20 protein-coding genes are annotated in these 26,654 nt (G+C 49.1%); 2 read left to right on the plus strand and 18 right to left on the minus strand.

The annotated features are described in order from the left end of the window. A partial coding sequence (locus QZT80_RS09535; RefSeq protein ID WP_367112861.1) for a class I SAM-dependent methyltransferase occupies nucleotides 1-239 on the minus strand: 239 nt, incomplete at its 3' end. An 81-nt stretch (nucleotides 240-320) separates the two neighbouring features. Further along, on the minus strand, nucleotides 321-1,652 hold the full coding sequence (locus QZT80_RS09540; protein ID WP_295121072.1) for a hypothetical protein: 1,332 nt from the start codon (nucleotides 1,650-1,652) through the stop codon (nucleotides 321-323). A 268-nt stretch (nucleotides 1,653-1,920) separates the two neighbouring features. On the opposite strand from QZT80_RS09540, the gene QZT80_RS09545 reads away from it, so the two are divergent. Beyond that, nucleotides 1,921-5,331, plus strand: a complete 3,411-nt coding sequence (locus QZT80_RS09545) for a HEAT repeat domain-containing protein (protein ID WP_295121075.1) — start codon at nucleotides 1,921-1,923, stop codon at nucleotides 5,329-5,331. A 77-nt stretch (nucleotides 5,332-5,408) separates the two neighbouring features. Here the strand turns inward: QZT80_RS09545 and QZT80_RS09550 are convergent, their stop codons facing one another. The 3 genes from QZT80_RS09550 to QZT80_RS09560 form a co-directional block, all read right to left on the minus strand. Continuing rightward, nucleotides 5,409-5,663: a hypothetical protein gene (locus QZT80_RS09550; protein ID WP_295121078.1), complete on the minus strand. Its 255-nt coding sequence runs from the start codon at nucleotides 5,661-5,663 to the stop codon at nucleotides 5,409-5,411. Nucleotides 5,664-5,757: 94 nt separating this feature from the next. Then, the gene (locus QZT80_RS09555; protein WP_295121081.1) at nucleotides 5,758-6,462 is read right to left on the minus strand and encodes a DNA alkylation repair protein; all 705 of its coding nucleotides are present in this window, start codon (nucleotides 6,460-6,462) and stop codon (nucleotides 5,758-5,760) included. 23 nt (nucleotides 6,463-6,485) lie between these two features. After that, nucleotides 6,486-7,967: an alpha-amylase gene (locus tag QZT80_RS09560; RefSeq protein WP_295121084.1), complete on the minus strand. Its 1,482-nt coding sequence runs from the start codon at nucleotides 7,965-7,967 to the stop codon at nucleotides 6,486-6,488. A gap of 310 nt (nucleotides 7,968-8,277) precedes the next feature. Between QZT80_RS09560 and QZT80_RS09565 the strand changes: the two genes are divergently transcribed. After that, nucleotides 8,278-8,646: a YccF domain-containing protein gene (locus QZT80_RS09565; protein ID WP_295121087.1), complete on the plus strand. Its 369-nt coding sequence runs from the start codon at nucleotides 8,278-8,280 to the stop codon at nucleotides 8,644-8,646. Between the two features lie 52 nt (nucleotides 8,647-8,698). On the opposite strand, the gene QZT80_RS09570 is transcribed toward QZT80_RS09565, so the two are convergent. The 13 genes from QZT80_RS09570 to QZT80_RS09630 form a co-directional block, all read right to left on the minus strand. Next, nucleotides 8,699-9,772 (minus strand): alpha/beta fold hydrolase, encoded by a 1,074-nt coding sequence (locus tag QZT80_RS09570; protein WP_295121090.1) that lies wholly within the window; start codon nucleotides 9,770-9,772, stop codon nucleotides 8,699-8,701. Then, nucleotides 9,769-11,748, minus strand: a complete 1,980-nt coding sequence (locus QZT80_RS09575) for a TlpA disulfide reductase family protein (RefSeq protein WP_295121093.1) — start codon at nucleotides 11,746-11,748, stop codon at nucleotides 9,769-9,771. The genes QZT80_RS09570 and QZT80_RS09575 overlap by 4 nt, the downstream gene beginning before the upstream one ends. A 26-nt stretch (nucleotides 11,749-11,774) precedes the next feature. After that, nucleotides 11,775-13,307 (minus strand): PKD-like family lipoprotein, encoded by a 1,533-nt coding sequence (locus QZT80_RS09580; protein ID WP_295121096.1) that lies wholly within the window; start codon nucleotides 13,305-13,307, stop codon nucleotides 11,775-11,777. A 30-nt stretch (nucleotides 13,308-13,337) separates the two neighbouring features. Continuing rightward, nucleotides 13,338-14,096 (minus strand): DUF4843 domain-containing protein, encoded by a 759-nt coding sequence (locus QZT80_RS09585; RefSeq protein WP_295121099.1) that lies wholly within the window; start codon nucleotides 14,094-14,096, stop codon nucleotides 13,338-13,340. Between the two features lie 24 nt (nucleotides 14,097-14,120). Further along, nucleotides 14,121-15,539 (minus strand): RagB/SusD family nutrient uptake outer membrane protein, encoded by a 1,419-nt coding sequence (locus tag QZT80_RS09590; RefSeq protein WP_295121102.1) that lies wholly within the window; start codon nucleotides 15,537-15,539, stop codon nucleotides 14,121-14,123. 10 nt (nucleotides 15,540-15,549) lie between these two features. Then, nucleotides 15,550-18,846, minus strand: a complete 3,297-nt coding sequence (locus QZT80_RS09595) for a SusC/RagA family TonB-linked outer membrane protein (protein ID WP_295121106.1) — start codon at nucleotides 18,844-18,846, stop codon at nucleotides 15,550-15,552. Between the two features lie 258 nt (nucleotides 18,847-19,104). Next, nucleotides 19,105-20,268, minus strand: a complete 1,164-nt coding sequence (locus QZT80_RS09600; protein WP_295121109.1) for a FecR domain-containing protein — start codon at nucleotides 20,266-20,268, stop codon at nucleotides 19,105-19,107. Between the two features lie 88 nt (nucleotides 20,269-20,356). Then, nucleotides 20,357-20,950 carry an RNA polymerase sigma factor gene (locus tag QZT80_RS09605; RefSeq protein WP_295121111.1) on the minus strand — a complete coding sequence of 198 codons (594 nt, stop codon included), beginning with the start codon at nucleotides 20,948-20,950 and terminating at the stop codon, nucleotides 20,357-20,359. 57 nt (nucleotides 20,951-21,007) lie between these two features. Then, complete coding sequence (locus tag QZT80_RS09610) at nucleotides 21,008-21,913, minus strand: FKBP-type peptidyl-prolyl cis-trans isomerase (RefSeq protein WP_295121114.1); 906 nt, start codon at nucleotides 21,911-21,913, stop codon at nucleotides 21,008-21,010. Nucleotides 21,914-21,997: 84 nt separating this feature from the next. Further along, nucleotides 21,998-22,627: a hypothetical protein gene (locus QZT80_RS09615; protein ID WP_295121117.1), complete on the minus strand. Its 630-nt coding sequence runs from the start codon at nucleotides 22,625-22,627 to the stop codon at nucleotides 21,998-22,000. Nucleotides 22,628-22,794: 167 nt separating this feature from the next. Continuing rightward, nucleotides 22,795-23,469: a DUF4998 domain-containing protein gene (locus QZT80_RS09620; RefSeq protein ID WP_295121119.1), complete on the minus strand. Its 675-nt coding sequence runs from the start codon at nucleotides 23,467-23,469 to the stop codon at nucleotides 22,795-22,797. A gap of 11 nt (nucleotides 23,470-23,480) precedes the next feature. Further along, nucleotides 23,481-24,683 carry a DUF4959 domain-containing protein gene (locus QZT80_RS09625; protein ID WP_295121122.1) on the minus strand — a complete coding sequence of 401 codons (1,203 nt, stop codon included), beginning with the start codon at nucleotides 24,681-24,683 and terminating at the stop codon, nucleotides 23,481-23,483. Nucleotides 24,684-24,713: 30 nt separating this feature from the next. Next, nucleotides 24,714-26,651, minus strand: coding sequence for a RagB/SusD family nutrient uptake outer membrane protein (locus tag QZT80_RS09630; protein WP_295121125.1), 1,938 nt, complete (start codon nucleotides 26,649-26,651; stop codon nucleotides 24,714-24,716). Nucleotides 26,652-26,654 lie beyond the last annotated feature (3 nt).

Raw genomic sequence — 26,654 nt, forward strand, 5'->3', positions numbered from 1 at the left:
CCCAGTTGATTTTCTGCAGCCAGGCGCATTGCTTCATTGGGTTCTACCCCAAGCACTGTATTACCGTTTTCAAGAAAAAGCAGGGAAGATATACCCGTACCCACGCCGATGTCGGCTACTACGCCACAAGGTTTAAGGCCGGCATGCTGTTTCAGATATGGAATAATGGCTTCAGGATAATGCGGCCTGTACTTCACGTAGTTGTCTACCCGGTTGGAAAAGCGTTCGGTGTTTTTCATGGTACTTTGAAGTTAGGGAAAAAATACGAAGGGACGCCCGGTTTGCGGGCGTCCCTTCGGGGCTTATTGTAAATTTAACGTCTACTTATCTCTTAGCATTTTAAACTCTACCGACACAAGCCTTGAGATATGCTCACACTCCGAAACCCCCATATCCATGGAAGCGGAGAAATTCCCGCTCACAACTTCCCCTATGGCCCCCCACTCCGTAATATTCGTTTTCCCTGATGCCGTTACCGCTCTTCCCGGTTCGCCGCATTCATGGTGACCGATCATCCATATTTCGTCACCAATTGCTACGGTTATGCTGGAAGTGCCTGGCTTATAGGCCAGGTCCCAGGCATAACTGCCGGTACTGCCAGGTCCGTCGCTGTTAATGCCAATAGCCACGGAAATTTCTCCATCCTCCGATTCCCCGTTGATGCCCATGAGCTTTGGAGTGAACATACCAGCAGCAAGTTCGCTGCGAAGCACGTACTCCTTCCCGTTATACTGCAGCCGTATGTAACCCGCCACAATATCTACCTCCGTGCGAATGATCAACAGCCCCGTCAGCCGCTCGCCACCGGGTGCTTTCGGGTCTTTTACCGGCCGCACGCCTTCCAGCGTTACTTCTATGAGGGCCTTATCTGTCAGCTTTGTCATTGTAGTGGGGGCTGTATAAAGCGCCTTCGACTTCATATCGTTCGCCACTTCAATCGATCCCGGACCGGTAACGATACGCCAGTTCTTGATCTTAGTTACCTGGCCGGTACGAATCACCTCGTATAATTCGTTGCCATTCTGGAAACTCGGCGTCAGGGGAGCCAGTAATACATCCTGGTTCGGACTGCTGAAAAGAGTACCTAGCAGCACCTCGGTATACTCACCGGGTGCTACCTGGTCTTTCACGGGCATTAAAAATATTTTCTCATAAATCTCAAATATCGAGAAGCTGGATTTCTCTACCGTAACCGTATTATTCGTTTTATCCAACGCCGTCGGCAGGTCGCGCCACTTCCCGGCTTCATCCCTGTAAGCCACCATCAGCACGTCTTCATTCATCGACAGATCGGCTGCGTACTTGAAGCTCACCGATACTGGTTTTGCAAAGTTCACATCATGCGGCAACAGTTCATAGCTCACCTTAGCATCTAACTGCTGCAATGTATTCTCAACCGGTTGAATACTGAAGGTGGTGGCGGACGAAACGGCGCCCGGGGGTACTACGATCTTCACGCTGTCGTTGCCAAGGCTAAGGGTACCGCCCTCTGCCCCAATCACCTTCGTAACGGCTCCGGCCAGTGGCATTGGCTTTGCCGTAATTACCTCTTCCATATCTTCGGGAATTTCCGCAGGCCCGTCATTATTTTTTTTATCGCACGATGCAGCAAGCAGCGCGATCAACAAACAGTAAGTGTGTATTCGTTTCATTTTTTTGAGGAATATTTAAGGGCAAAACTAGATGAATAGCGGGCTGCATGAAAGTGTTGTGAAGGAGGGTTTGGAGGGAGATGAGGGGTTTGGGGGACGAAGTGATAATTTTTTGGGTCGAGGCGGGTGAAATATTTGTTATCAGCTATAGAAATAATTTAACCACCATATAGCCCGATTTTACCATTTATCATCCCCCGTTGCATTTATTTCTTATTTATTATATCTTGATTCCCGCGCAGCAACAGAACTGTATTAATATTCTACAATGAAAAAACTGATGGCATCGACCGCTACAATTAAACGACTACTCCCGGCCACACTGGCTCTGGGCTTCTTCGCCTGTAAAGACCAGGGACCGGCCGATAAAAGGATCCAACTACTGGACACCGCTTACACCGCCAGGATAGCCGACTCCATACAGTGGGCCGTAAAACCTGTATTGGCCGAGGGGCTGGAATTGAAGTTATGGGGCATAGATTCCCTGGTTATTTCGCCGGTTGCAATCGATGTCGATGACCACGGCCGCATTTATTACACCACTACTTCGAGGCAAAACAACTCGGAGTTCGACATCCGCGGGCACCGCGACTGGGAAATCCCTTCCATCAGCCTGCAAACGGTGGAAGAACGCCGCGCCTTCCTGCACAAGGAACTGAGCCCGGAAAATAGCCACCGGAACACCTGGCTGAAAGACCTCAACGGCGACAGTTCGCACGACTGGCGCGACCTGACCGTTGAAAAAGAGCATATATACCGCCTGGAAGACAAGAACGGCGACGGTGTGGCCGATATGGCGCAACTGACCGTAGATGATTTCCATGATGAAGTGACCGACGTGGCAGGTGGCATACTCGCTGATGGCGACGATCTGTACGTAGCCGTAGCGCCTGACTTATGGAGGATGAAGGACAAGAACGGCGACGGGATCGCGGACGAAAAAACGTCTATTTCAACCGGCTACGCAGTACACATTGGCTTTGGTGGCCACGGTATGTCGGGCGTGGAAATGGGCCCCGATGGTAAAATTTACTGGCAGATAGGCGACATTGGCTTCAACGGCAAAGGCCCCGACGGCACGAAATGGGAACATCCCAACAGTGGCGTGGTAGCCCGCTCGAACCCCGATGGCAGCGACTTCGAAATATTCGCCCATGGTGTACGTAACATCCACGAATTTGTGTTTGACGAATACGGCAACATCATCAGCGAGGACAATGACGGCGACCACCCCGGCGAAAAAGAACGGCTGGTGTACGTGGTAAACGGTTCCGACGCTGGCTGGCGCAGTAACTGGCAGTACGGCAAGTACCGCGATGAGGACAACAATACTTATAAGGTATGGATGGATGAAAAGATGTACCTGCCCCGCTGGGAAGGTCAGGCTGCTTACATCACCCCTTGTATCAGCAACTACGTGAGCGGCCCCGCCGGCATGGTATACAACCCGGGTACGGCTTTAGGCCCCGAGTACAAAAACAATTTCTTTATTGCTGAATTCGTGGGTAACCCTTCCAGCTCGGGTGTTCACGCCTTTAAATTAAACCCTAAAGGCGCCAGCTTCGAACTGGGCGAAAGCAAAAAAATACTCAGCGGCATACTGCCCACCGGTATGGACTTTGGCCCTGACGGCGCCCTGTACATTGCCGACTGGATAGACGGTTGGGATACACACAACTACGGCCGCATCTGGAAACTGGATGCCAAAAACGGCGCAGAAGCTGCCATTCGTAAAGAAGTAAAAGCATTACTGGCCGAAAACTTTGCCGACCGCAAAACCGCTAGTCTGGGCGACCTGCTGGCGCATGCCGACCAGCGCGTACGTTTAAAAGCGCAGTTTGAACTGGCTAAACGCCAAGAAATCGACATCTTTAAGAAGTCGCTCACGCAAAGAACAAACCAGCTGGCCCGCGTACACGCCATCTGGGGTATTGCCCAACTGGCCCGCCAGGATAAAAAATATGCTACAGAACTGCTGCCCATATTGAAAGACGCTGATCCGGAAATAAGGGCGCAGGCCGCGAAATGGTTAGGCGATATTAAATATGCCGAAGCCGGTGCGCAACTGGTGCCTATGTTGAAAGACACTGCCAGCCGCGCACGTTTCTTCGCCGCCGAAGCACTGGGCCGTATCAAATACGAACCAGCTATCCAGCCACTGATCGCATTCCTCGAAGCCAACAACGATGTGGACGCCTACCAGCGCCACGCCGGCAGCTTAGCACTGGCACGTATCGGTAAACCGGCTCCCATAGTAGCCCTGTCCACTAATCCTTCCCGCGCACTGCGCATAGCAGCGGTAGTGGCACTAAGGAGAATGGCCGATCCAGGTATCACGAAATTCCTTAGCGACACTTCGGAGTTTGTGGTAACAGAAGCTGCCCGCGCCATTAACGACGATCTTTCTATCAAAGATGCATTGCCCGCACTGGCTGCACTGCTGAACACTACCACGTTCAGCAACGAGCCGCTCATCAGGCGTGCGATCAGCGCCAACCTGCGTGTAGGTAATGCTGATAACTTACAGAACCTGGTTACCTATGCTACCAAAACAGGCAACCCTGCTCCTATGCGCGCCGAAGCTATTGATGCGGTAAGCGTTTGGGCTAAACCATCTGTACTCGACCGTGTAGACGGCCGCCTGCGTGGTCCGGTTACAAGAGAGGTGGCGCCCGTAATCACTGCATCTACCCAAGCCTTAACCAGCCTGCTTACAGATAAGGAAACAGACGTAAGGCTGAGTGCTGCAAAAGCGATCAACAAAATTGGTATTAAAGATGCAGCACCACAACTGCTCGCCGCTTTAAAAGCAGATAAAGAACCTAAAGTGCGTATCCAGGCATTGAACGCTATCGTTAAACTGCAGGCCCCTCAGGCGGAGCAGGCGATCAGCGCGGCACTGTCCGATAAAGAAAAGTCGGTACGTGTAGCCGGCCTCGACCTGCTGGAGAAAATGACGATCTCTAAAGATGTGATGGTGACGTTGCTGAACAGCGTTATCGCCAACAAAACCATGGAGGAGCAACAGGCTGCGGTACTGGCCCTGGGCAAACTGCCTGTAGCCAATACACAAAAGAGCTTCGATGCCCTGCTGGCTAAAATGGCCGCAGGCACTTTAAGCCCCGACATTTACCTGGAACTCGGCGAAGCAATCGACAGCAGCAAATCTGCTCCGCTGATCGCACGTTACAAAGAGATCGGCAGTAAATTATCGCCCGACGATCTGATGGCCTCTTACAGCAGCAGCCTGCTGGGTGGCGATCCGGGTAAAGGAAGGCGCATCTTCTTCCAGAACCAGAACGCGCAATGTATGAAATGCCACGCATACGACGATAAAGGCGGCAACGCCGGCCCACGCCTCAACGGTGTAGCGAATCGTATTTCACGCGAGCAGATATTACAGGCACTTATTAATCCGAGCGCACGACTGGCGCCTGGTTATGGCATGGTAAGCCTTGAACTGAAGGATGGTAAAAAACTGTTCGGCACGATACAGAACGAAAGCAAAGCGGGTATTACCATTAAGGAAGGCAACGACCCCGAAAAGCTGATCCCTGCTGCCGACATCAAGGATAAAAAATATGCACTGTCCAGCATGCCGGATATGAAAACTATCCTCTCTAAAAAAGAGATCAGGGACGTAGTAAGTTTCCTTGCAGGACTGAAAGAGGATAATTAGCCAACATCAGATAAACACCAAAAAGCCCCGGTCATTTACGATGCCGGGGCTTTTATTATTACAAGCAAAAAGTATTCTTAGTTATTGTTTTTCATGTACGCATCATACGCCTCTTTCGTCCAAAACTGGTAATCCTCCTGGCGGATACCGAGCTTCTCGTCACGCTCTACTTCCGTATAAGCCCTGCAATCCCAATATCCCTTAGCCAGCGAACGTACGTTTTCAGACACTATTGCCGGCGCAGTTTCATAGTCGGCAGGGTAGCTTTTGTAATTACCGATAGCCAATTGTTGAACTTCTTTTTTCACAGCTTCTTTACTCATTCTAGACATGGTTTCAATTTTTGGTTCGTAGTGAGTAAAACAAAAATGATTCCTGTATAGGTCAATTGCTACCTTTTTAAGATTTCTTTAGCTTAAAAAAATGTTAAAAAGCCATGTAATAATCACGCTCTTTTTTGTCAAATTTCTCGATGCTGTTACGCAACATGATGCGTGGCATCACCGCTGCATGCCGCTCCAGGAAGGCTTTTAAGCGCTTCTTATCTTTATCGCCGGCAAAACGAAGCATCCACCCTGTAGCTTTATTTACCAGTTCTTCCTTATCTTTTAAAAGTATTTCTGCAAGCTTATACGTATCATCCAAATCGCCCTGGCGAATAAAGTAAGTAGTACTTAAAATAGCAGTTCTTCTCTCCCACTGATTTTTAGATGTAGCGAGTTGATAAAGGATGGCGCGGGGTTTATCAAATAAATAACTGCCTGTCATATGCAGGCAGCCAAGGTCGCAGAGGTCCCAGTTATTGATGCGGTCGTGGCGGCGGATGTACAGGTCGAAAAACGCTTTCCGCCGTGCTTCCGGCAATTTCTTTTGACGGGAAGCTTTGTCCATAATACTCACCGCACCGGCACGCACTTCATGAATGGGACTCTCCAACAGCTTTTCGATTTCATCAATAGGCATGTCACCATACATTTTAGCAATGGCAAACAGTTCGCCCATCTTTATCCCCATAAATTTATCTTCCCCATTATCAGGTTTAAAGTATCGCTGCAACTTCTCTTTCTCTGTATCGGATTGTTTAGTTTTAAGTTGATCGATAAAGGCCTTCGCCGTGAGTGTGATAGCCATGGGATTAAGTTGATAAGCGGAAGTTACTGCTTTTTCTCCACCCATACAGACACCCCGCCGGCCGGCGTATAGAACTCACCCCAGCCGTTTTCATCGATCGTTACTTCTTCCTCACGTTCCTTCAGCATATCTGTAAACACCCTGCCCGCATAACGTTTCCCTATCTCCATCGATTTATGTCCCTCGTCGCCGTTCGACAACAATACCGCACAGCCTTCATGGTCATCATCGCCCTCGCGTACCCAGCCAATGCAGTTGGCATGATCGAAGTAGTCGCGCTGAGGGCCATATGCGTAGGTATTGCGGGCATTCAGCAACTCCGCGATATGTTTGCACTGTTCCAGGAATATTTCATGATCATTGCCATCGCGGCCTTTATCAACGTAATGGGCACCATATACGTCAGGATAGAAAATGCAGGGATAACCGCTTTCCCGCAATAATATCAGCGCGTAAGCAATGGGCTTGAACCATGCCTCCACGGGAGCTTCCAGCGCCTGTAAAGGCTGCGTATCGTGATTATCCACTACGGTGACGGCCAGTTCGGGTTTCACCTGCACCAGACTGTTATCGAAAATGGTGCGCATGTCGTGGTCGTTACCCTGTGTAGAAGCGTAGTGGAAGTTATGGTGCAACGCGGCATCGAACAATGACATACGGCCCTCCGTGGCATCTATATAACGTAACAGCATCGGCAAATCGCCAGGAGCCCAGTATTCACCGATAGCGACAAGGTCCGGCTTATGCTGGCGCTGGTAATCGAGCCACTCGTTGTAAAATTTGGGGGAGATGTGTTTTACCGCGTCCAGCCTTACGCCGTCTATTTTAAATGTTTCGAAGTACCATTTGCCCCAACTATTCAGTTCCTCGCGCACGGCAGTGTTTCGAAACTCAATATCGTCGAACATCAGGTAGTCGTAGTTACCCAATTCATCGTCGATCATTTCTTCCCAATCGTCGCCGTATTCGTTTTGTATGCTGAAGATGCCTTCTTCCTGCAGGTCGGCCGCGTAATCGATACCGCTGAAACACATATGGTCCCATATGAACTCAGAATATTTACCGTTACGGCCGGGGAAGGTAAACTTAGTATAGGCATCGATCTCAAAAGGCTCGCTGATAAACTCCTGCCGGTTATCCGGGTTTACGCGGCGCACGGTGATGCGCTCCGTTTCATCGGCACCGGCTTTGTGGTTTAACACAATATCTGCATACACCTGGATGCCGCTGGCATGACAGGCTTCAATCGCTTTCTCGTATTCTTCGCGGGTACCAAACCTGGTGCGCACAGTACCCTTTTGGTCAAACTCGCCAAGATCATAAATATCGTAAGCATCATAACCCACACTGTTCGTCCCCTCCTTACCCTTATACGCAGGTGGGAACCACAACGCATTAATACCGGCTTCGGCCAGTTTCGGCGCTCTCTCTGCAATTGTATTCCATAAATTCTCTTCAGCAGGATAATACCAGTGGAAGTATTGCATCATTGTACCATTCACCATAGGGAGTAGTTTTTTTATTACCTACCTTAACAAATTAAAGCCCAACTGGTTGAAACGCAGCTTTAAGCTCGTTTTTGCTGTAAACAGAGGCGAAAACTCCACAGTGTGGAGTACAAACAATATTCAATTTAACCGTATATTAACCTCCATTTTCGAAAACACAGATAAGGCCAATATTACAGGCATGACGGGATGGGCTCACCCGAACTGAACCTCAGTTACCGCAACTCGATAGCATTACCGAAGAAGAAGTGCAAATATTAACAGAGAAGATAACAAAGACGAAGTAAATTTTTATATCTTATTACCCATGAACTTAATCGGCAATCTCATTTGGCTAATATTCGGCGGTTTAATTACCTGCATCGAATACCTGGTAGGCGGCTTTATCCTTTGCCTCACCATTATTGGCATCCCATTCGGTCTTCAGTGTTTTAAGATCGCCATCTTTACCCTGATGCCATTCGGTCGCCAGGTAAGGGACGTTTCCGGCCCGACAGGCTGTATAGCCACGATATTCAATATCATCTGGATTTTCTGCGGTGGTATCTGGATCGCGATTACGCACCTGTTCTTCGGACTGCTGCTTTGCATTACGGTCATCGGCATACCATGGGGCAGGCAGCACTTTAAGCTGATGTCGCTGACGTTTGCTCCGTTTGGAAAAGAAATATATTAAAAGAGAAAAGGGCGCCTTGTACAGGGCGCCCTTCTTCGTTACTATATGATGATTACAACAATTTCTTTAGCCAGTTCTTCATCTCGCTCCAGGCTTCCGGGGCAAACTCCTCCTTCAGCGTATAATTCTCCTGGTTGGTGCAGGTAATACAATGCAGGAAAAGATGGTTCAGGCCCGGTATCGTTTTTACCGTCACGTTCTTGTTACCGCTTTGTAATAAGGTACGTTCAATATTGCCGAGATTTTCTTTCGCCGGCACCATCACGTCCTTATCCCCGTTCAGCGCCAGGAAAGGCACCCTGATCTTTTGCAGGAAAGGCACCGGGTCATATTGCAGGTGGTATCGATACCACGGCCCTACGGCAGTTCTCACATAAGAATACACCGGAAAACGCATATGATCATGTTCGCCGGGTTTATCTTTAGCATACGCGCTATCGTCTGCACGTTTCCACTCATTGTAAGTAGCATTCAGTCTTGCTTCCATTTCGGGAGATGCTGCATAATGGTAAGCAGTATCAAACATGCGGGTGTTAATGGCAATGTGACGCGCCTTATCGTAGTCAGGAATGTCCGCGGCTTTTATCTGACCGATGTTCTGCAACATTAATGCTTCCAGTCCGTTCGTGGCCAGGCCGGCAAGCGTTACCACGAACGCTACGTCCTTTGACTTAGCCGCTGCGATGATAGCAGCAGCTCCGCCTTCACTATGGCCTATCAATCCCACTTTACCTACCCCCTTTTGTTGTTTAAGGTACCCCAGCGCAGCCAGCGCATCGTCTGCAAAGTCGGTCGTTGTAGCCGTTTCGTACACGCCATTCGTTTCGCCCGTACCACGATCATCTACCCTTAATACCGCGAAGCCCAACCGCGTCAGCGAATCGGCCAACACCTTAAACATGGGATGCCCCGCCATTGTTCCGTTCCTGTCCTGCTTGCCGCTACCAGACACTAACACTACGCCAGGGAAAGTCTTTTTTCCACCAGGAATGGTGAGCGTTGCGCCAAAACGTACTGTATCTCTTTTAAAATACACCGAGTCCGAACGATAAGGAAGTACCTGGCTTTGTGCGCCAGGTACAAGGGTATATATTAACAAAAACACGAAAAAAATCCGCTTTATCATCCTTCTTTCTTTAACAGTTCAATGATGTAACTAATCTCGTCGGCCAGCGCGCTGGGACTCCCCATATAACCATTCGACGACCACCTTACCATACCTTTCCGATCGATGATGATCTTCGCGGGAATACCTGAGAAACGCAGTTCTTTCGCATACTTGCTGTAAGCCTCATCAAGATGCCCGTTCTTGTCATTTTTGCCGTCGTACAGCACGTTCAGGTTATAGTTATTCTCTTTCAGGAACTTTTTGATCTCGTCGCGGTAGTTAGGTTTAGTTTCCTGGGTAGCGATGAAAAAGAAATCCACCTTATCGTCTTTCGCATACTTATTAACCGCCATCTGCATGCCGGGCAAAGCCGCTTTGCAGGGGCCGCACCAGGTTGCCCAGAAGTCCAGCACTACAACATGACCTTTCAGTTTTGCGAGGTCGGCATAACCGCCCTTCAACTGTTCCAGTTTAAAGGTGGGAGCGTTTTTGCGGATCAGCTGTTCGCGCAGGTGTGCCTGCTGGGCAGATAATGTTTCGGCGCTCTTCAGGCTGTTGAAGTATTCATCGAAGCCCTTATCGCTCTTGTTCTTTTTTACGTATTCTTTCTTCAGCAACGCTATTGCTTCCGGTGTAGCCTTATTCGCTGCTACTGCATTTTCCACCACCTGCATCGCATCTGCATGGCGCCCGTTGTTTTCCAGCAGCGTGGCATACAGGCCCATAAACTCCGCATCTTTACTTCTTGCCTGTGTATTCACCTTTTCCATCCAAACCAGCGCTGTTTTATCATCGCCCATCTTATGCAGCAATGTGGCGTGTCCGAGGTAAGCCGGTACTGCCATGTTCAGGATATATTGCTCCCATTGCAGTGGTGAATAGAATTTGCTATCGGCACCCCATTTCTGTTTGCTGCGTAATTCGATCGCCTCCACCAGTTTTTTGGAATAAGGAAAGATAAACTCAGTGGTTACTGTGTTGTGGCTCCATTCTCCCATTACCAGCAGGCGGTGGAACTCACTCAGACTGATGAAAGAGGCATCGGGTATCATGTTATCCATCACTGCGTAATCTCTTTTCATCACAGCCTGGTAAACAATCGCACGAAAAGCTTTTTCGTACCAGAGTCTCTGCACGTCCGTATCCGCATCCCTGAACTTCGCCAGCGGATATTTGGCTACGAAAGCTTTCCAGCGCACATCGCGATCTTCCGCTTTACCCAGGTAAACCGCCTGAAGGTCTTTATCCCTGGCCGTTAATCCATCCGGAAATTTAGCGATGATCACTTTATCCATAGAATCTGCCTTGGCCCTGTTTCCCGCGAGGTTTCTATACGCTTTGCTGACATCCATCAATTCTGCCTCTGTTACATCGGGCAAATTGCTGATGAACTTTATTTCGCGTGGCATGATGCTGTCCATCCTGGCAGCATCATGACTTTTAAGAATAACCATGGCATTGTAGAAAATATGACGCCTGCTCTGCGGGAAGTACTTCAACTCGTTATTCATCCAGAAGAAACCGACATCGTCTGTAATAACAGCTACGTCGTCAATGGCAGGCGGCGCTGCATTACGCAATGCTTTGGTGCGCAGGAAAGCCCAGGAAGCATAACCCGTGGGGATCTGCCCGCCTGTTCGTGCAGTGGTAAGGTTGGTATAGGTAACCTTGCCGCCCTTATCGGTTTTACCATTCGCACTAAAGTTAGCTACGAACAACGCCGCGTCTTTAGGTAGGTGGTAACCACCGGCCCAACCGCTGTCGGTCATCTGCATAGGCAGATCATAGGTTTCCCAGTCGTTGTTGCGATAGATGTACACTACGCCGGTTACCGGCGCCAGTCCTTTTAGTATCGTACTGTCCGGATTGTAGTGCAGGGTGATAGAATCGCCTGCTATCGGGTAATGCGGATATACCTTGAAAGCCTGTTGTGACACAGCCTTGCCTGTAGCGAGCGACAGCAGTGCTGCCAGCGCTATGACCGTTTTCTTCATCTGTTATATTTTTATGGTTTCCGTTATTAGTAAGTGCCAGCCCCTCTTGCTTTAGCACTGAGGTCGGCAATTTTGCCGAAGCCGTCGAACACGTTGCGGGCCGGGCTGGTTACCTGTCCGCTAATGCCGTTCAGCGCAAATTCATATACTTTGCCCTGCGTGCCGTTCCAGGTAGCCACATATAACAACCTGCCTTCTGCTGTGGTAAGGTTGAAGTTGGGCCTGGGTTTATAGATCTTCATACAGGTAATGGTTTCGCCGGCCGGTAAGGCATCGTATACCAGTGTAGCCGTATTGGTTCCCTGGTAGTCGTACGAGTAAATCTTACGGTCGGTAGCATAAAAATCTACGTATCCCAGTTCACTCGCCTGGAAAAACTTAGCAGATGTTATCTCAGGCAGATTAGTCATATTGTAAGCGCCTATCACCAGGTTACCATCGTCGGTTTTGTTGAAGTTGCTCACATACAGCCAGTACCCTGTACCGGTGCGATCTTTAAAGAAGGAATGCGTGTAAATACTGAAACCACGGTCCATGTACAGCATATCTTTACCAATGTTGCGGTGATCAAAAGACATATTGCTGCCCACTGCGGGCGCATTAAAATTGATCATTGATCCACCAATGCCGGCCGGACGGATAAACCTCCCGTTCTTCTGATCGTACACAACCGCATACAGCGAAGAAGATGTACCGTTCGCCAGGAAAGGTGCCAGTTCATAATCACCCGGTACTGCACCGCCAAACAACGCATCTGTTTCGTAAGTAGTGGTATAGAAATGCAGTTTACCCGCATTAATCAGTGCTGTATAAGAATTATTCAGGATCATGTAAGCCTGTGGTGCAATCACCGCATCGGTACGACGAAACATCGACATATCTTCTCTTAACCGGGAAAAATCAGCACCACTCATGCGCGACAGATGTTTATCACTGCCAAGAGATATCCAGTTCTGGGTAGAACTTGTCCGCCTTTCCTGTGCAATAAAAGTGGCCAGTCCGGGAAACTTCTCGCCAGTGGCCGATGAATACAGGTTACGTAAACGGCGCGGGGTTATACCGGCAACAGGCACCGCATCAGCCGTAATTAAAAAGTCTACGTCGGAAGAGTCATTATTGCCGTGCAATACCATCACCCCATACTCAATACCCACCGACACAATCACCGGAAACAGCACATTGGCCTTCAACTGGTTCATCGTATCTGTTACGATCAGTTCCAGCCGGTACTCGCCCACTGTTTCTGTAACGGGTGCCTGCAGGTGCAGGCTGTTAGACAGTATACGGGTAGGTTTGGTAGGCGGTGTGCTGCCGATCACGTACTGGTACATTAACCACTGGTACTTTAACGCAGCCTTGTTGCCACCGTCGTAGTTAATGGCAGGATTGATGTCGAGCATACCATAACGCTCCACATACCTTGCTCCCCCCATCCCACTTGTATCGATAGCAGGAATGTTTACCGTAATATAATCGTAGTTGCCTTTGTCCTTTTTACAGGCATTGAGCAAAACCAATGCAGTAATGGAAGCGGCTATATATTTGAAGATAAATTTCATGTTAACAGCTTATGTGTTTAAAATACTCCCTTACAGCGGGAATGTTACCAGTTGCCCGAACTCGTCGGTCAGGTCCGGATCGTGACTGTCGTTGTAAGCCTTGAGTGCAGCTTTCAATAAGGCGTTCAGATCAAGCATGGCCATGGAGGTATATTCCCCCGGCGCGGGCGGTACACGGCCGCTTTGCTGCAAAGGAAATTTATCTTTACCGGTAGTGGCTATAATGAAGCGCCATTTGGCTGCACTGTAAGTACCGAAGTAATAAGTAAGACTGATAATACCATCCCAGTTAGATGGTTTAACCACGTTATCGCTCCAGTTCAGTACGATCGAGCTGTCTTCTCCCACACCTGGTTGAAAGTCTTTCGTAGCAGCAATACCGAGGTTCAGGCTCACCGATGTGTCGCGGATATCGGCTGTACGTAGTAACACTACCGGGATGTAACCGTATATCGAATCTGCCGGCACTATCCCATCGATAAACTGGTAATGCGTACCCTCTTTAGCCGTAGTACCTGTAGTAATAGTACGGCCACGCACTACGCGGTCTGAGGTACTCTTATCTCCCATGATCTTTACACGCACAAGGAAAGTATCTCTCGTAACATCCAGTGGCAGCAGCAGGAAAGTAAACGATTTGTAACTAATACGGGTTTGAGAGAGGTCGGTGTTTCTTTCAAAGAAATAAACCCTTGCCTCATCATTGTACGCTGCAATATCTTTTTCGCAAGACGTTAAGCCGATTGCGAACAGCAGCAGTACAGCCAGTTTTATATTTTGCAGTTTCATGTTGTTTCGTTTTTTGTAGCGCGATTATTTACCATTACCGTATTCCACCTCATTATCGGGCAGCGGCAGCACATAAATGCTGTTATTGGCCGTTACACTTCCGATCTGTGGCAGGTTCAGGCGTTTGTAATAGTAGAAAAGCTGTCCTTCGAGGTAAAACTCTTTACGATACTCTTTGAATAACTCATCCTGTAACTGAGTATCGCTGAGCGTGGCAGGCAAATCGGACAGTACGTTGCGCGCCCGGCGCACCACGTTGATGTATTCAGCAGCGGCACCTGGGTCAGTTGTTTTCACACACTCTGCCGCGATGTAATACATCTCCGACACGCGCATTACCGGCAGTTTGTTCAGGTAACCCGTACTACCGCCCACCACCTGTTCCAGCTTCTTGGAATAGCGGATGTTGCTGGATGTATTGTCCAACACCGTAAGCAGCGTGTAACGAACATCTGCCGTGGTTTCATACACCGCCTGAAATTCTGCGTCGCCGGTTTTAGTCAGCAGGTTACTGGCAGTTGGTGTGAAGTAAGTGGCAGTAAACGGTGTCATATCTGATTTATACAAACAGAACACCAGTTCGTCCAGGAATACCCTGTCGCCCGCATTGATCTGCCCGGTAGTGGTAAATGTAAAAGCGTCACTGTTGATCACTTCCAATGCTGCAGCCAGGGCGTTCGTTTTATCGCCGGCATACAAGTACACGCGGGCCTGCAACGCTTTTACCGCATAATAGTTAAACTTATGGAAGCGCGCCCGGAGGTAACCGGTAGTAGTAGTTGGCGTTGTACTGCCTGGTACTATCGGGTCCACATCTTTCAACGCGGCAGCTGCAATGGCCAGATCGGCCTGCACACGGGTAATAATTTCCGCCGTGGTTAAGCGAGGCAACGCATCTACTGTTAAACGGTCCATATAAGGAATAGCTTTCGTGGTATTGCCACCAGCGGAAGCAGGCGATGCACCAAACAGGCGAAGCAGGTCAAAATGCAGGAAGGCACGTAAACCGTAAGCCTCCCCTTTGATGATGCTGTAGTTCACATCGCGGAACATCTTCTGGTCTGCTTTCTCCAGGTTGGCGATCAGGTTATTATCGTCGGCCAGGGCATTGTACATCCCTTTGTAAATGCCATCTATTTTGCTGCGTACACCTGCATTTGTATACAGATATGCGGCTGCGTTGTAGTATTCGTGGAAGGTACTGTTAAACAGGGTATGCTGTTTGCCGAGTACATCCGTCAACCCGAAGGTCAGCTCCTTGCCGTACACTGCATCCATGTTCATGTCAAGGTAAACACCGGTGAGGGCGTCCATGTAACCTTGCTCGTCATTAAATGCCACTTCGGCATCGATCTGTGTTTTCGGCTTTACATCCAGGAACTTCTTACAGGAAGCCAGCATCATCACCGGAACAACTAATATGAATATGCGGTTAAGTTTCATTGCTACACAGTTAAAAAGTGATTTGTAAAGAACCCGAAATCGTTCTTGCATATGGATAATCGAGGCCGCGTTCTGTTTTCACGGAGCTTACCCTGGCCAGGTCGTTCAGGTTAACCATCAACGATACCCTGTTCAGTTTCATCCTTTCCAGCCAGGCGGCTGTGCCGAAGTCGTAACCCAGGCTTACAGAAGAGAAAAGCAACTCGTTCAGGTCCTGCACGAAGCGGGAAGTAGGACGGGTATCTGTTCTGTCAGCGATGTTTTTATACAGGGCTTTGTCGCCGGGTTGTTTCCAACGATCGGTGAGTGCGCGTACGTCTACATTATAATTGTAATCGGCATTTTCTACCCGGCTTACGAGTGTGGTATTATACTGCTGACCACCACCGCGGAAGGTAAAGGCGAAGTTGGCGGTAAAGCCTTTATGCAACACGTTAAGTCCGAACGTACCATTGTACAGCGGGTTGCTGTCGCCGCCCACTACCTGGTCGGCGGCATTCCATTCGTACGTAAGTGTACCATCCTTCTTCACATAAATTTCGCGGCCATTGGCAGGGTCTATACCACGGCTGGGCACTACCCAAATGGCGCTCATCGACTGCCCCGGTTCAAACCTCGTAGATGGTTTACGGCTTTCGCTGTTACCGGTGGTAACGTCGTCCTTACCGTTATCCGCATCCTGGTTCAGCTGTACCAGTGAGTTCGACACTTTGCGGATGCGGTTCGTATTATGCGCGATGTTCGCAAACACGTTTACGGTGGTACGGGTACGGCTGTCGGAGAAAGCCCGTACGTTAATACCCGCCTGGAAACCTTTGTTGCGCGACTCGCCGATATTGGATTTATAAGTATCGAAACCGTTAGAAGGTGCAATCACCATATCGCTCAACAGGTTCTTCGTATCGCGGATGTAATAATCGAAACGCAAACTTACGCGGTTAAACACCGTCACATCTGCCCCGATATTATTGTCTTTCACCTGTTGCCATTGCAGATAGGGATTTGGCAGCGCGAGCAGGTCGAGCCCCATATCGCCGTTGTAAGTGCGGTCGGTAATGTACTGGTAGGTGGCAAGCGACTGGTAAGAATTGAAGTTTTGTGTACCCGTAGTACCCACAGTAGCCCGGAACTTCAACATGTTCACAAACTTCGCGTTCTCCATGAACTTCTCGCGGTGTGCATTCCATGCCGCACCGGCCGACCAGAAAAGGCCCCAGCGTTTGTCGGCCCCGAATTGAGAACTGGCATTACCGCGGTATGAGAAGTCGAGTATATAACGTTCGTCGTACGAATAACTGAGCGCGGAAGTAATCGCCACAGAGCGGCTGGTATTCTCTGTACCGGTAGCCTTCGTGCCATCTTTATAACGACGGCCGAAAGAAATGTCATCCATTTTATCATTCGGAAAACCTACCATGGTCATACCGTGGGTGTACATATCGGCCTGTGTTACGGTGTAAGCACCATTCAGGTAGAAGTTATGTTTACCGATGCTGAAGGAGTAGTTAGCCAGCAGGTCGCCATTGATGTTGTTCTGGCTGCCATTCGAAATCGTGTACTCGCCGCGATCGAGATAGGCGTCGGTGTTCTGTGCAACAGCAGCGTACATGGAGTGGTTGGCAGGAATGAACTTCTGCAGTTCGTTGGTCTGCTTAGTTATCCCTACCCTTGCGGTTACACGCAGGTTACGCACAATGTCCCAGTCGGCATAAAAGTTCTCGATGATGTTGAGATAAGTGGTATAATCTTTCGAGTTCAGCCTTCCGTCGTACATCGGGTTGCCAACGGCACCGTTGTTGTACGACTTGATATAGTTGCCATTATCGTCCGTCATTCTCCAGTAAGGATTCAGTCTCGCTGCATTGGTAAAGCTGCCGTAAGCCGAATTGTCGGCGCGGTTTTTATCCACCGTTAAACTGTTCCTGAACTGGAAATTATTTTTCCGGTAGATGAGATTGATGGCACCGGAAATGGTATTCCTGTCGGAGCCTTTCATGACACCCACCACACTATTGTAGTTCATATTGGCGGAGTAGCGGAACCCATTTTCGCCGCCCTCGAGGTTAATACCGTGGCGCTGACCAAAGCCATTACGCAATGGTTGCGATAACCAGTAAGTATTCACGCCTTCCAGTGCGGCCTGCAGGTTGGTGCTGTATTCGCGAAGCAGGTCGGCCTGTGTTTGGGGGAATACAGAGCTGTATTTTCCCGAAAGCACTTCCGCTTCTATTTTCTGCATGCTGTTCGTGAGCTTGTAGCTCGACAGGTCGGGCGCGGTTACGTCCATGCTGCCGGTGTACGACAGGCGCAGCTTACCGGCCACCGGAGGTTTGGTTTCTATCACCACTACACCGTTACCTGCTTTAGAACCATAAATGGCTTTTGCAGATGCATCTTTTAATATAGTGACGCTCTGCACCAGGTTCATATTCATATCATTCACCTTTTCCAGCGTGGTTTCAAAACCATCGAGGATAAACAGGGGAAGGTTCGGATTCGTTGTATAATCACCTTTCAGATCGGGAAACCCGGTTTGGCCGCGCAGCTGTATTTCAGGCAGGCGGTTAGGGTTAGACCCCACATCAAGGTTGTCGACGATCTGGAACGACGGATCAAGTATAGCCAGGGCTTTCAGCACGTTCTGGTTGGTAACGGCTTTCATTTCGGCCTGGGAAAAGGTAGATACGGCACCGGTAAAGTTCTCCCGTTTGCGGGTAAACATACCATTGCTGATCACCACCTCGTTAATTTTCGTCACATCCTGTTCCAGTACGATCGTTAGTACGTCCGTGCTTTTTACCGTAACGGCTTTCATCTTATAACCAATCCCGGTGATGCTCAGTTCTATTGCGCCATCTTTTGGGGAGCGAATGGTGAACAGGCCGGAGGAGTTGGTGACCACCCCTGTTTTGGTGCCCATGATCATCACGGTAATACCAGGCAGCGGTTCGCCTTTTTCATTGGTTACGCGACCGGAAACTTCGATGGGCGGTGCTTTTACGGGGGCAGGCTGCTCTTTCTTCTTAATGATCACCACCTTATCTACGATAGAAAAAGTGAGGGCCTTCTCTTTCAACAGGTCGTCCAGCGCTGCAGCAAGGGGCTGCGACACGATGTTCACCTCCAGTTTACCGGCGGCTTCCAGGTCGTCGTCTGTATAAAAGAAATTAAACCCGGTTTGTTTTTTCATTTCCGAAAAAACCTGCCGCAGCGACATTTCCTTTCCCTTCAAAGTCACGTTCTGGGCCGATATACTGGCCGAAACATGCAAGGCAGTTGTTAGTAACAGAATAAAGGATAATTTCATGATCCTCCAGATTTTGGCTGGCATGGCACTCCCATGCTCTTTGTTTTTGCACAAAGCAGTGAAATACATAAATTTGTTTCTGGTTGAAGAATTGTGAAAACAACGATAACGTTCATCATCCAAACAAACCGGGGTGTTAGCCGCACTTCCGGTTTATTTTTTTAAGGGATGAAACTTAACCGGCATAGACTCGTAAACTTTGCATTAATAGCCGTTTTTAAATGGTGAAAGAATTACTATTGGTTGATATTACTGTGATTACCTGGCCACAGTGACCTTATTTCCTTCGATCTTAAAATGTACGTTGTTGGTCGATTCTAATATGCTAAACACCTGTGATACATTCACATTTCTTGGAATAGTACCGCTGAATTTCTTCTCCGGCACGCTCTCATAAACCACCTCTACATCATACCAACGCGATAGTTGCCGCATGATGCTGCGGATGTCGGCCCGGTCGAAGTAGAAGTTGCCGTTTTTCCAGGCCATTACCTGCTCCTGATCGGCTTCCTTCAATTGCACATTTTCTGCATTACGCGCCATGCTGGCCTGTTGCCCGGGTTTTAACACCACCGGCGTACCATTACCCGCCACCACGTGAATACTGCCTTTTAACAAAGTGGTTTGAATAGCATGCTCGTCGCTGTAAGCATTAATATTAAAATCGGTACCCAGCACCCGTATTTCCGGGCCTTCCTGCACCTGCACAAAGAAAGGTTTGTTAGCATGCTGTGCCACTTCGAAGTACACTTCGCCGGTTACTTCCACCCTTCTTTCTGTGCCGTTAAACACCACCGGGTAACGTAAAGAGGAAGCCGCATTCAGCCATGCTCTCGACCCGTCGGGCAATACCACACTGTACTGGCGGCCTTTGGGCGTAGTAATTTTGTTATACTGCAGCTCGCCGCCTGCATTTTCAGCAGGGTTGTAAACGAGCTGACCGTTTCGGATAACGATTTTCGCGCCGTTCTGGGTGGCTACTTCTGCGTTACCAAGACTATCCAGCACCACCTGCTGGCCGTTGGCGAGTGTAAGTACCGCACCCTCTTTGCCAGGCAGCGCATCGTTTAGCGTGCCTTGTGTTACGATCGCTACTCCTGTATGTTTTACAGGTCGGGCCAGGAACCAGATGCCCGTACCCAAAGCCAGTACGGCAGCGGCGGCAGCCCACCAGCGGCGGTTGCCACGTATGGGCCGTAAAACCACTTCTCTTGGTTGTGCGGTAATCTCGCTGAACATCGCGCCTGCCGCGGCGTCGCTCTGCAACACATCAGGCAGCTCCATATCAAAACGGGCGTCCATCAGGGCTTTCACCTCCGCTTCATTCGCGGGGTCGGTTAAAAGTTCCCATAACTCCCGCTTCTCTCCGAGCGAGAGTTTACCCTCCATATATGCCTGGTAAAGATGTTCCAATCTATTCACGATCATCACCGTTTAATTCGGTTGTTATAAGAAAGACGCACGAAAAAGGCGTTCAAGTAGTCGGTTTCTCAAAAAATTCACAAAAAGATCACAAAAACAGGAAGTAGGTGCTGAGTAACAGCATATATAAATTATTTCCTAATACGGCTCTCAGGTGAGCTAGTATCTTTTTCAGATGGTAGTTTACCGTGTACTCGGTAATGCCGAGCGCGGCGGCAATATCTTTATACTGCATATTTTCTTCCCGGCTCATCCGGAAGATGGTGCGCTGTTGTTCTGTAAGTGAACCCAGGGCGTCATGTAACAGCCGGCGCACTTCGCCATAATCCATATCCTGGCTGGTAGTGTCGAGGCCTTCCTCGCCCGGTAAGCCTGAAGCGTAACCGTCGATCAGCTCACGCTGCTGCTTTACTTTACGGAAATAAGAATAGGTGAGATTACGCGTAACGGTGCGAAGCCATGGTTCAAATGACTGCACTTCCGCCAGCTTTTCACCGGAGGTCCATATTTTTATAAAGACTTCCTGGGTGATTTCGTCGGCAAGCGCTTCTGTGCGAAGATGTGCAAACGCAAAGCCAAACACGGTTTGCCGGTATTGGTCGAACAGGTGCCGGAATGCTGCTTCGTCCCCCGAGGCAACCCGCCGGAGGAGGTCTTGTTCACTAATTATCCCGTCTCTCAAACGAAGTAGTTATCATTGGTCCGCCATAAAATTAGCTGAAAAAGTTTAAATCTCTCTTCATTCCCCCTTTTTCCGCACCTCCCGGATGTAAATATCGAACACTAACGGCATGTACGGGGCAAACATACTATTTCCGTTGGCCCCGTAGGCCAGCCTTGACGGTAGCAGCAAACGGGCCTTTGTGCCGGCAGGTAATAATAGCAAGGCTTCATCCACGCCGGGCATCGTGGCACCTGCCCCGGCCTCTATTACATTGGTACTGTAAGGGCGCTGTGCGTCATAAATGCCGGCCGCCAGTGCGGTATCTTTCATACTGGAGTCAAATACTTTCCCGGTAATAAACATCCCGGTATGTTCGAAACTTACACTATCTCCCACGGCCGCTACCGGCCCGCTGCCCTTACTGGTCACCATGTAAAGCAATCCGGAAGGTGTTTCGAACGGCGACAGGCGGTTGCCGGACAGGTAGCGGTGGATCTTCCCCTCTTCCTCCTGCCTGCATTTCTCTGCATCCGCTGCATAAAACGCCCGCACCTCCTCACTAAATAATGAATCACTTTTACCTGCCTTCGGAATTACCTTTTCCACCTTCACTGTAAACACGAGATACTTTCCTTTGGTGTTTGCGGGCTTCGGCACGTTGAGTATAATCTGCATGGAATCGAAATTCAGCCGGAACGTGGCACTATCTCCCTCGCTCAGCAAGGAGAGGCCGGCAAATATATCGCCCTTGAAAGAGGACTGTTGCTGCTCGAAAAATACGGGATGGTCGAGCAGGTAAGAACTGGTCAGTAAGGAATCTTCTTCGGTGCGGTGGATATAATTCACGGATAAAAAGTCGCCCGTACGGATAGCCTCACCGGGAACATCGGTATGAATCATATACTGCATATCTCCAACACCCTGTTTATAACCGGAACAGGCGGCCAGGGTAAAAACCAGTAGTACACATATTCTTTTCATGGGGTATTATTTAAATGATGAAAACCGCCCCGGCGTATACCGGGACGGCCATATTGCAAAGGGCCTGAGTATCTGTGTGAAAAACTAAACGCCGTCCTGCTGCATAGCACCCACAATGCGGGCGTTACGCTGGCCGTTCACGGTGGTCCATTCGCTTTGATAATTTAAACCATATGGCCAGAAAGAGTGGCCATCGGCACTTAATGTGGAGGTAGGGCTCTCGCCTACCATGCTGCGCAACATCGCCAGTGCGTTAGCGCCTGTATATTTACCATTTACTACCAGCTGCGTCCAGCGGCTGGTGGTGCCCACACCCTGGGTGTGCGCTATTTCGTGCATCGCACAACGCTGGGTCATATAACTGCGGTTAGCGCCAAAACGGATGGTGCCATTGGAATTGCCATCTGCAGTAGGCACACCTGTATTGTACTCTACGCGCAGATTGCCTGTACAGCGTGTTGTCTGCTGATTATACATGGTAACGGCTGCGTTCATCGCTGCTGTAATCCTGTTATAAGCATCTGTCTGATCGGCTGTTGGATTACTGGCTCTCACCAGGTACCAGGTAAGTGTGCCAAGTGCAGCGGGGGCTGCAACGGCTGCGGTTTCATCTTCTATGGTCGCTTGTTCTACGGGTACTGTGCTTTCTTTTGTACAGCTGAACATAAACAAAGTTCCGGCTAAAACACCGGCTACAAAAGGGTTGAACTTCATGATTAAAGGTTTTCGTGTGAAGAATTATTATTGATATTCTGCCCAGGCCGCTGAGCATACGTGGAATATTTAAAACGGGGCGTCGGGCCAACAATCAGCTGTTGATTCTTTTCATCGTTTGAAATCAGGGCTGTTCTCCCGCAGGAAAACAGCCCTGGTATTATTGATCAGCGCTCTACAAATTCGGTATAAAACAGATCGATACAAGTGGTGTCTGGCCGGAATACGGTACGGTAACGGAACTTCGCCGAAGTGGTGTTAAAACCGTCGAGTACAGTGGTTGCCTGCGACACAGGTGTTTTTACGCTTAAGGTAACACCGCTCACTATATATTCTATCTCCGTATACTGCGCACCTATCGAGAAGTCCATTAAATCCCAGGTGATGGTGGTTTTGTTTGAGGCAAATACAGACGATACTACCGGGCGGTTCACCAGTTTTCTTTTGTAAGCCGAACCATACGAAGTACCGATCACGTTTACGGGTACGGATGTATTGCCCTTATCGTCGAATGTATTGATGCGGAAACTTTTCACGCCTTCGTTTACAGCAAAGGTTTGATCAAATGTCCGGCTGCCTGCTTTATCCACTGCAAATACGAGCGAATCGGCGCCATCGTTCCAGGAAACTCTCACTTTAGATATCTTGGGATCTGCTACCAGCAATCCTTTCAGGCGTACGCGCTCACTGCCGGAAAACACTTTGGCAGAATCAAGTTTGCCGGTGTACAATGTTTCCCCGTTTGCGGTATACTGTTTATAGTCGTCCCATTTAGAGCAGGCGGCCAGCGTAACTGCACATAACAGCGCCACCCCCAGTTGCTTTATTATTAGCTTTTTCATACTGCAATTGTTTATCGGTTATCGCCGTATACTTTTAATTCGTTAATGCTTTGTGCGGTGCCACCTGCAAAGTTCTCAAGACACCTGATCCGCATGTACCTCACTTTACCGGCGCTCAGGTCTATCTCAAAGTTAAATCCTGCCGCTGCGGTAGCCTGATCGGCGGAGGTGTCGGAGCCATAAGGCGTGCCGGATGGTTTCACCACTTCATAGTAGCCCAGCAGTGCCCACGAGGCATCCAGGGCACCGGAGAGGGATGGGTTCACCGAACCGTATACTTCAAAACGTTTCATTGTGGTTAGGAAGTAATAGCGGGCACCTTCGGGAAACGGTCTTATCCATATACGGCTTAACTTACCGGCTACGCCCATATCAAAGGTGATCATATGGGGCTGGTTGCCGCCATTTACCTGGTGGGTAAAGCTGGTATAAGGCCAACCGGTTTTACCGTCCCACATATAATCGAGTCTCGCTCCGTTTGTTACCTGCGGCGCATCGCCGGGTAATACAAAGGGGGCGAACTTCAGGGGCGAAAACTCTACTTCGTAAATTGGTTTGATGGTTTTATACATCGTATCGGTGGTATTCCCCCACTTATCTCTCACCACAAATGCGAATTTGTGATCGATAGTATCCAGGCCGCGGATTTTAGATCGAATGGTGTCTACGTTTGTAAATATGCTTTTGTTGTTATCCACCTCGAGTTCTTTAAACACGTTGTCTTTTAGTATCAGCAGCGAAATGTCTGCCTTGGAGGCATTTAGCGCGCTAAGGTTGTAACCGCCGAAGGCATTATCTACCTTGATGCTTTTATACACTTCCCATATAGGCGCTTCCAGTGGTTTTATCTTCACGGTTTGCGGACCGGAAAGTACATTGGCGCGACTTACGGAATACACGGTTACTTCGTGTTCGTTAGTATCAGCGAAGCCTTCTACGGTTAGTGAGTTATTGTAGTAAGTGCTTTTCACTTCTATCTGCCTGCCATTAGCAATGGTATACACAGCTTTTACGTACAGCAGGTTATCATCGCCCGGCAGGTTATAGGTGAGTAAAGCTTTACCGGCCTGGTTTTCCACCTTGATGTCAGACACTTTTGCGGGTGGCGTTTTATCGCTGGTGGCGGGGCCCTGCGGACCAAGATCTTCTTCGCAGGCGGCCAGTACCAGCACGGCAGGCAGCAGCATTAAACAGTTCTTTATTTTACTAAACATACATTCATGATTTAAGGATACGCTAATCAATTACCATCCTGGATTTTCTACCAGTTTCGGGTTTCGCCTGGTGTCATAAACGCCAATTGGCCAGAAGTAATCGCGTGGTGTGATAAAGGTTTGGGTGAATACTACCCTTTCCTTATAATAGTTATCAGCCGTTTTACCGAAACTGTTCCAACCGGTTATATCTGCATTCAGTACATCGGCTGCTTTCTTCCACCGGCGAAGGTCCCAGAAGCGTTGACCTTCGAAGGCCAGTTCTATAGTACGTTCGCGGTGAATGATCTCGCGCAACCCATCTTGTGTAGTGAATTTGGAAGGATTGGAGGAGTAGTTGGCCCATGATTCCACCACGCCTTTCAGCCCTGCCCGGGTACGTATTTTATCCAGGTACTCGATCGCGGTGGCTGATGCAGGTTCTGCTTCATTCAGCGCTTCTGCATACAGCAGGTAAAGGTCGGCCAGCCGTATTTCGGGCCATGGGTAGGTTTTAAATGTGGGTGCTGCAGTACCTGCGGTAGTAGATTCCCAATGCAACAGTTTTTTGATAAAATAACCAGTTTCATTATAGTTCACAAAATCACCAAAACCTGCCCGTTCGCCGTTCTTGGCTTTCAGGTAATAAGTGGCTTCGTCTTTCCCGCTCGGACTGTCTTTCATGTACCATACACCGCCATCAAAACCGAGATCGGCATAAAAGCGGGGCTCACGGTCGAAGTTCAGACGCGCGGTTACAAAACCCTGTTCGATATTGAAACGTTCGGCTTTAGTAGCAGTCCGGAGTTCGGCATAGTTTGCGAAACTGAGTGTTTTATCTTCCTCGATCGGTACGCCGTTATGGGTGTAAAACATCTTCGCGATTTTCATGGGCGCGGCCCACAAACCTCTTAACTGGCCCCTGTTGGTATTGGAGCCTCTTTCAAATGGCGCAGCGCAAAGGGCTTCGTTTACGAAGTAGCTGTTGGATAACGCCCAGATATGTTCTGACGCCCAACGCTGGGTAAAGGAGTTACGGATGCTCAGCTGCCTCTTGGTGGTATCGCTTAAGCCCAGTACGTCCAGTTTGTACTCGTATAAAACATGCCCGTTTTCTTCTGCCGCATCAATGGCTGCCTTTACCGCATCCCTGGCTTTTTCCCACTTTGTTGCATCGTAGGTAAGGTTGAACAGCGCTACTCCATCTTTATCTTTAAAGTTGGTATAGTCGGAATTCCCGTTAAACAACGGACTGGCAGCCATGATCAGCAACTTTGCTTTTATGGCCAGTGCAACCGGCTGGGTTACACGCCCCAGTTCTGTATTTTCGTCCATAATACGCGGCGGCAGCTTTTCAGTGGCCGCATCCAGCAAACGTGAAATGTAGTTCACTACGCTGTCTACCGGATCGCGCTTTACATTCGGCACGGACTCTGCTCCTTCTATCGATACGTTTTTATCAATGACCGGAATGGGACCATACATGCGCAGCATATAAAAATGGTAATATGCTTTCAGGAACTCCGCTTCTCCTATCCAGCGACTACGCTCAGCCGGGGTGATGTCGGGCACCTTACTCATGTCGTTCATGTTCTCCAGGAAGATGTTACAGTGCCGTATCGCCCTCCATACTTTGAGATTGTTGGCGCGGGTATCTGATGGACCGCCCTTACGCGCGCCGCTCCAATCGTCGAAGTAAGGCGCATTGGTGTTCTGTTGCCCCTGTGCAATGCGGAAGGCCGCATGCCAGGTAGTTTGGTCGGTTTGTGGCAGCCACACTTCGTCGCCAGACATAAACCCGGGGTTAAACCAGTTATCACCATTTTTTGGGAGAAAGGCGTAACAGGTAAAAAGATATTTCTGTGCTTCTACTCTCAATTTAAACGCATTATCCAGCGTAGCTACGTTATCGGGCACCACATCCAGGAACTTCTTGCAGGAAGCAACTGTAAGTACGATACACAACAACCAGATTATTTTATATTTCATCAC

It is taken from the genome of uncultured Chitinophaga sp. (assembly GCF_902168175.1).
Taxonomy (GTDB): domain Bacteria; phylum Bacteroidota; class Bacteroidia; order Chitinophagales; family Chitinophagaceae; genus Chitinophaga.

Bases quoted from the DNA above. Each gene is read 5' to 3' on its own strand.
- QZT80_RS09540 (WP_295121072.1), bottom strand. From the start codon at position 1,652: ATGAAACGAATACACACTTACTGTTTGTTGATCGCGCTGCTTGCTGCA.
- QZT80_RS09545 (WP_295121075.1), top strand. From the start codon at position 1,921: ATGAAAAAACTGATGGCATCGACCGCTACAATTAAACGACTACTCCCG.
- QZT80_RS09550 (WP_295121078.1), bottom strand. From the start codon at position 5,663: ATGTCTAGAATGAGTAAAGAAGCTGTGAAAAAAGAAGTTCAACAATTG.
- QZT80_RS09555 (WP_295121081.1), bottom strand. From the start codon at position 6,462: ATGGCTATCACACTCACGGCGAAGGCCTTTATCGATCAACTTAAAACT.
- QZT80_RS09560 (WP_295121084.1), bottom strand. From the start codon at position 7,967: ATGGTGAATGGTACAATGATGCAATACTTCCACTGGTATTATCCTGCT.
- QZT80_RS09565 (WP_295121087.1), top strand. From the start codon at position 8,278: ATGAACTTAATCGGCAATCTCATTTGGCTAATATTCGGCGGTTTAATT.
- QZT80_RS09570 (WP_295121090.1), bottom strand. From the start codon at position 9,772: ATGATAAAGCGGATTTTTTTCGTGTTTTTGTTAATATATACCCTTGTA.
- QZT80_RS09575 (WP_295121093.1), bottom strand. From the start codon at position 11,748: ATGAAGAAAACGGTCATAGCGCTGGCAGCACTGCTGTCGCTCGCTACA.
- QZT80_RS09580 (WP_295121096.1), bottom strand. From the start codon at position 13,307: ATGAAATTTATCTTCAAATATATAGCCGCTTCCATTACTGCATTGGTT.
- QZT80_RS09585 (WP_295121099.1), bottom strand. From the start codon at position 14,096: ATGAAACTGCAAAATATAAAACTGGCTGTACTGCTGCTGTTCGCAATC.
- QZT80_RS09590 (WP_295121102.1), bottom strand. From the start codon at position 15,539: ATGAAACTTAACCGCATATTCATATTAGTTGTTCCGGTGATGATGCTG.
- QZT80_RS09595 (WP_295121106.1), bottom strand. From the start codon at position 18,846: ATGAAATTATCCTTTATTCTGTTACTAACAACTGCCTTGCATGTTTCG.
- QZT80_RS09610 (WP_295121114.1), bottom strand. From the start codon at position 21,913: ATGAAAAGAATATGTGTACTACTGGTTTTTACCCTGGCCGCCTGTTCC.
- QZT80_RS09615 (WP_295121117.1), bottom strand. From the start codon at position 22,627: ATGAAGTTCAACCCTTTTGTAGCCGGTGTTTTAGCCGGAACTTTGTTT.
- QZT80_RS09620 (WP_295121119.1), bottom strand. From the start codon at position 23,469: ATGAAAAAGCTAATAATAAAGCAACTGGGGGTGGCGCTGTTATGTGCA.
- QZT80_RS09625 (WP_295121122.1), bottom strand. From the start codon at position 24,683: ATGTTTAGTAAAATAAAGAACTGTTTAATGCTGCTGCCTGCCGTGCTG.
- QZT80_RS09630 (WP_295121125.1), bottom strand. From the start codon at position 26,651: ATGAAATATAAAATAATCTGGTTGTTGTGTATCGTACTTACAGTTGCT.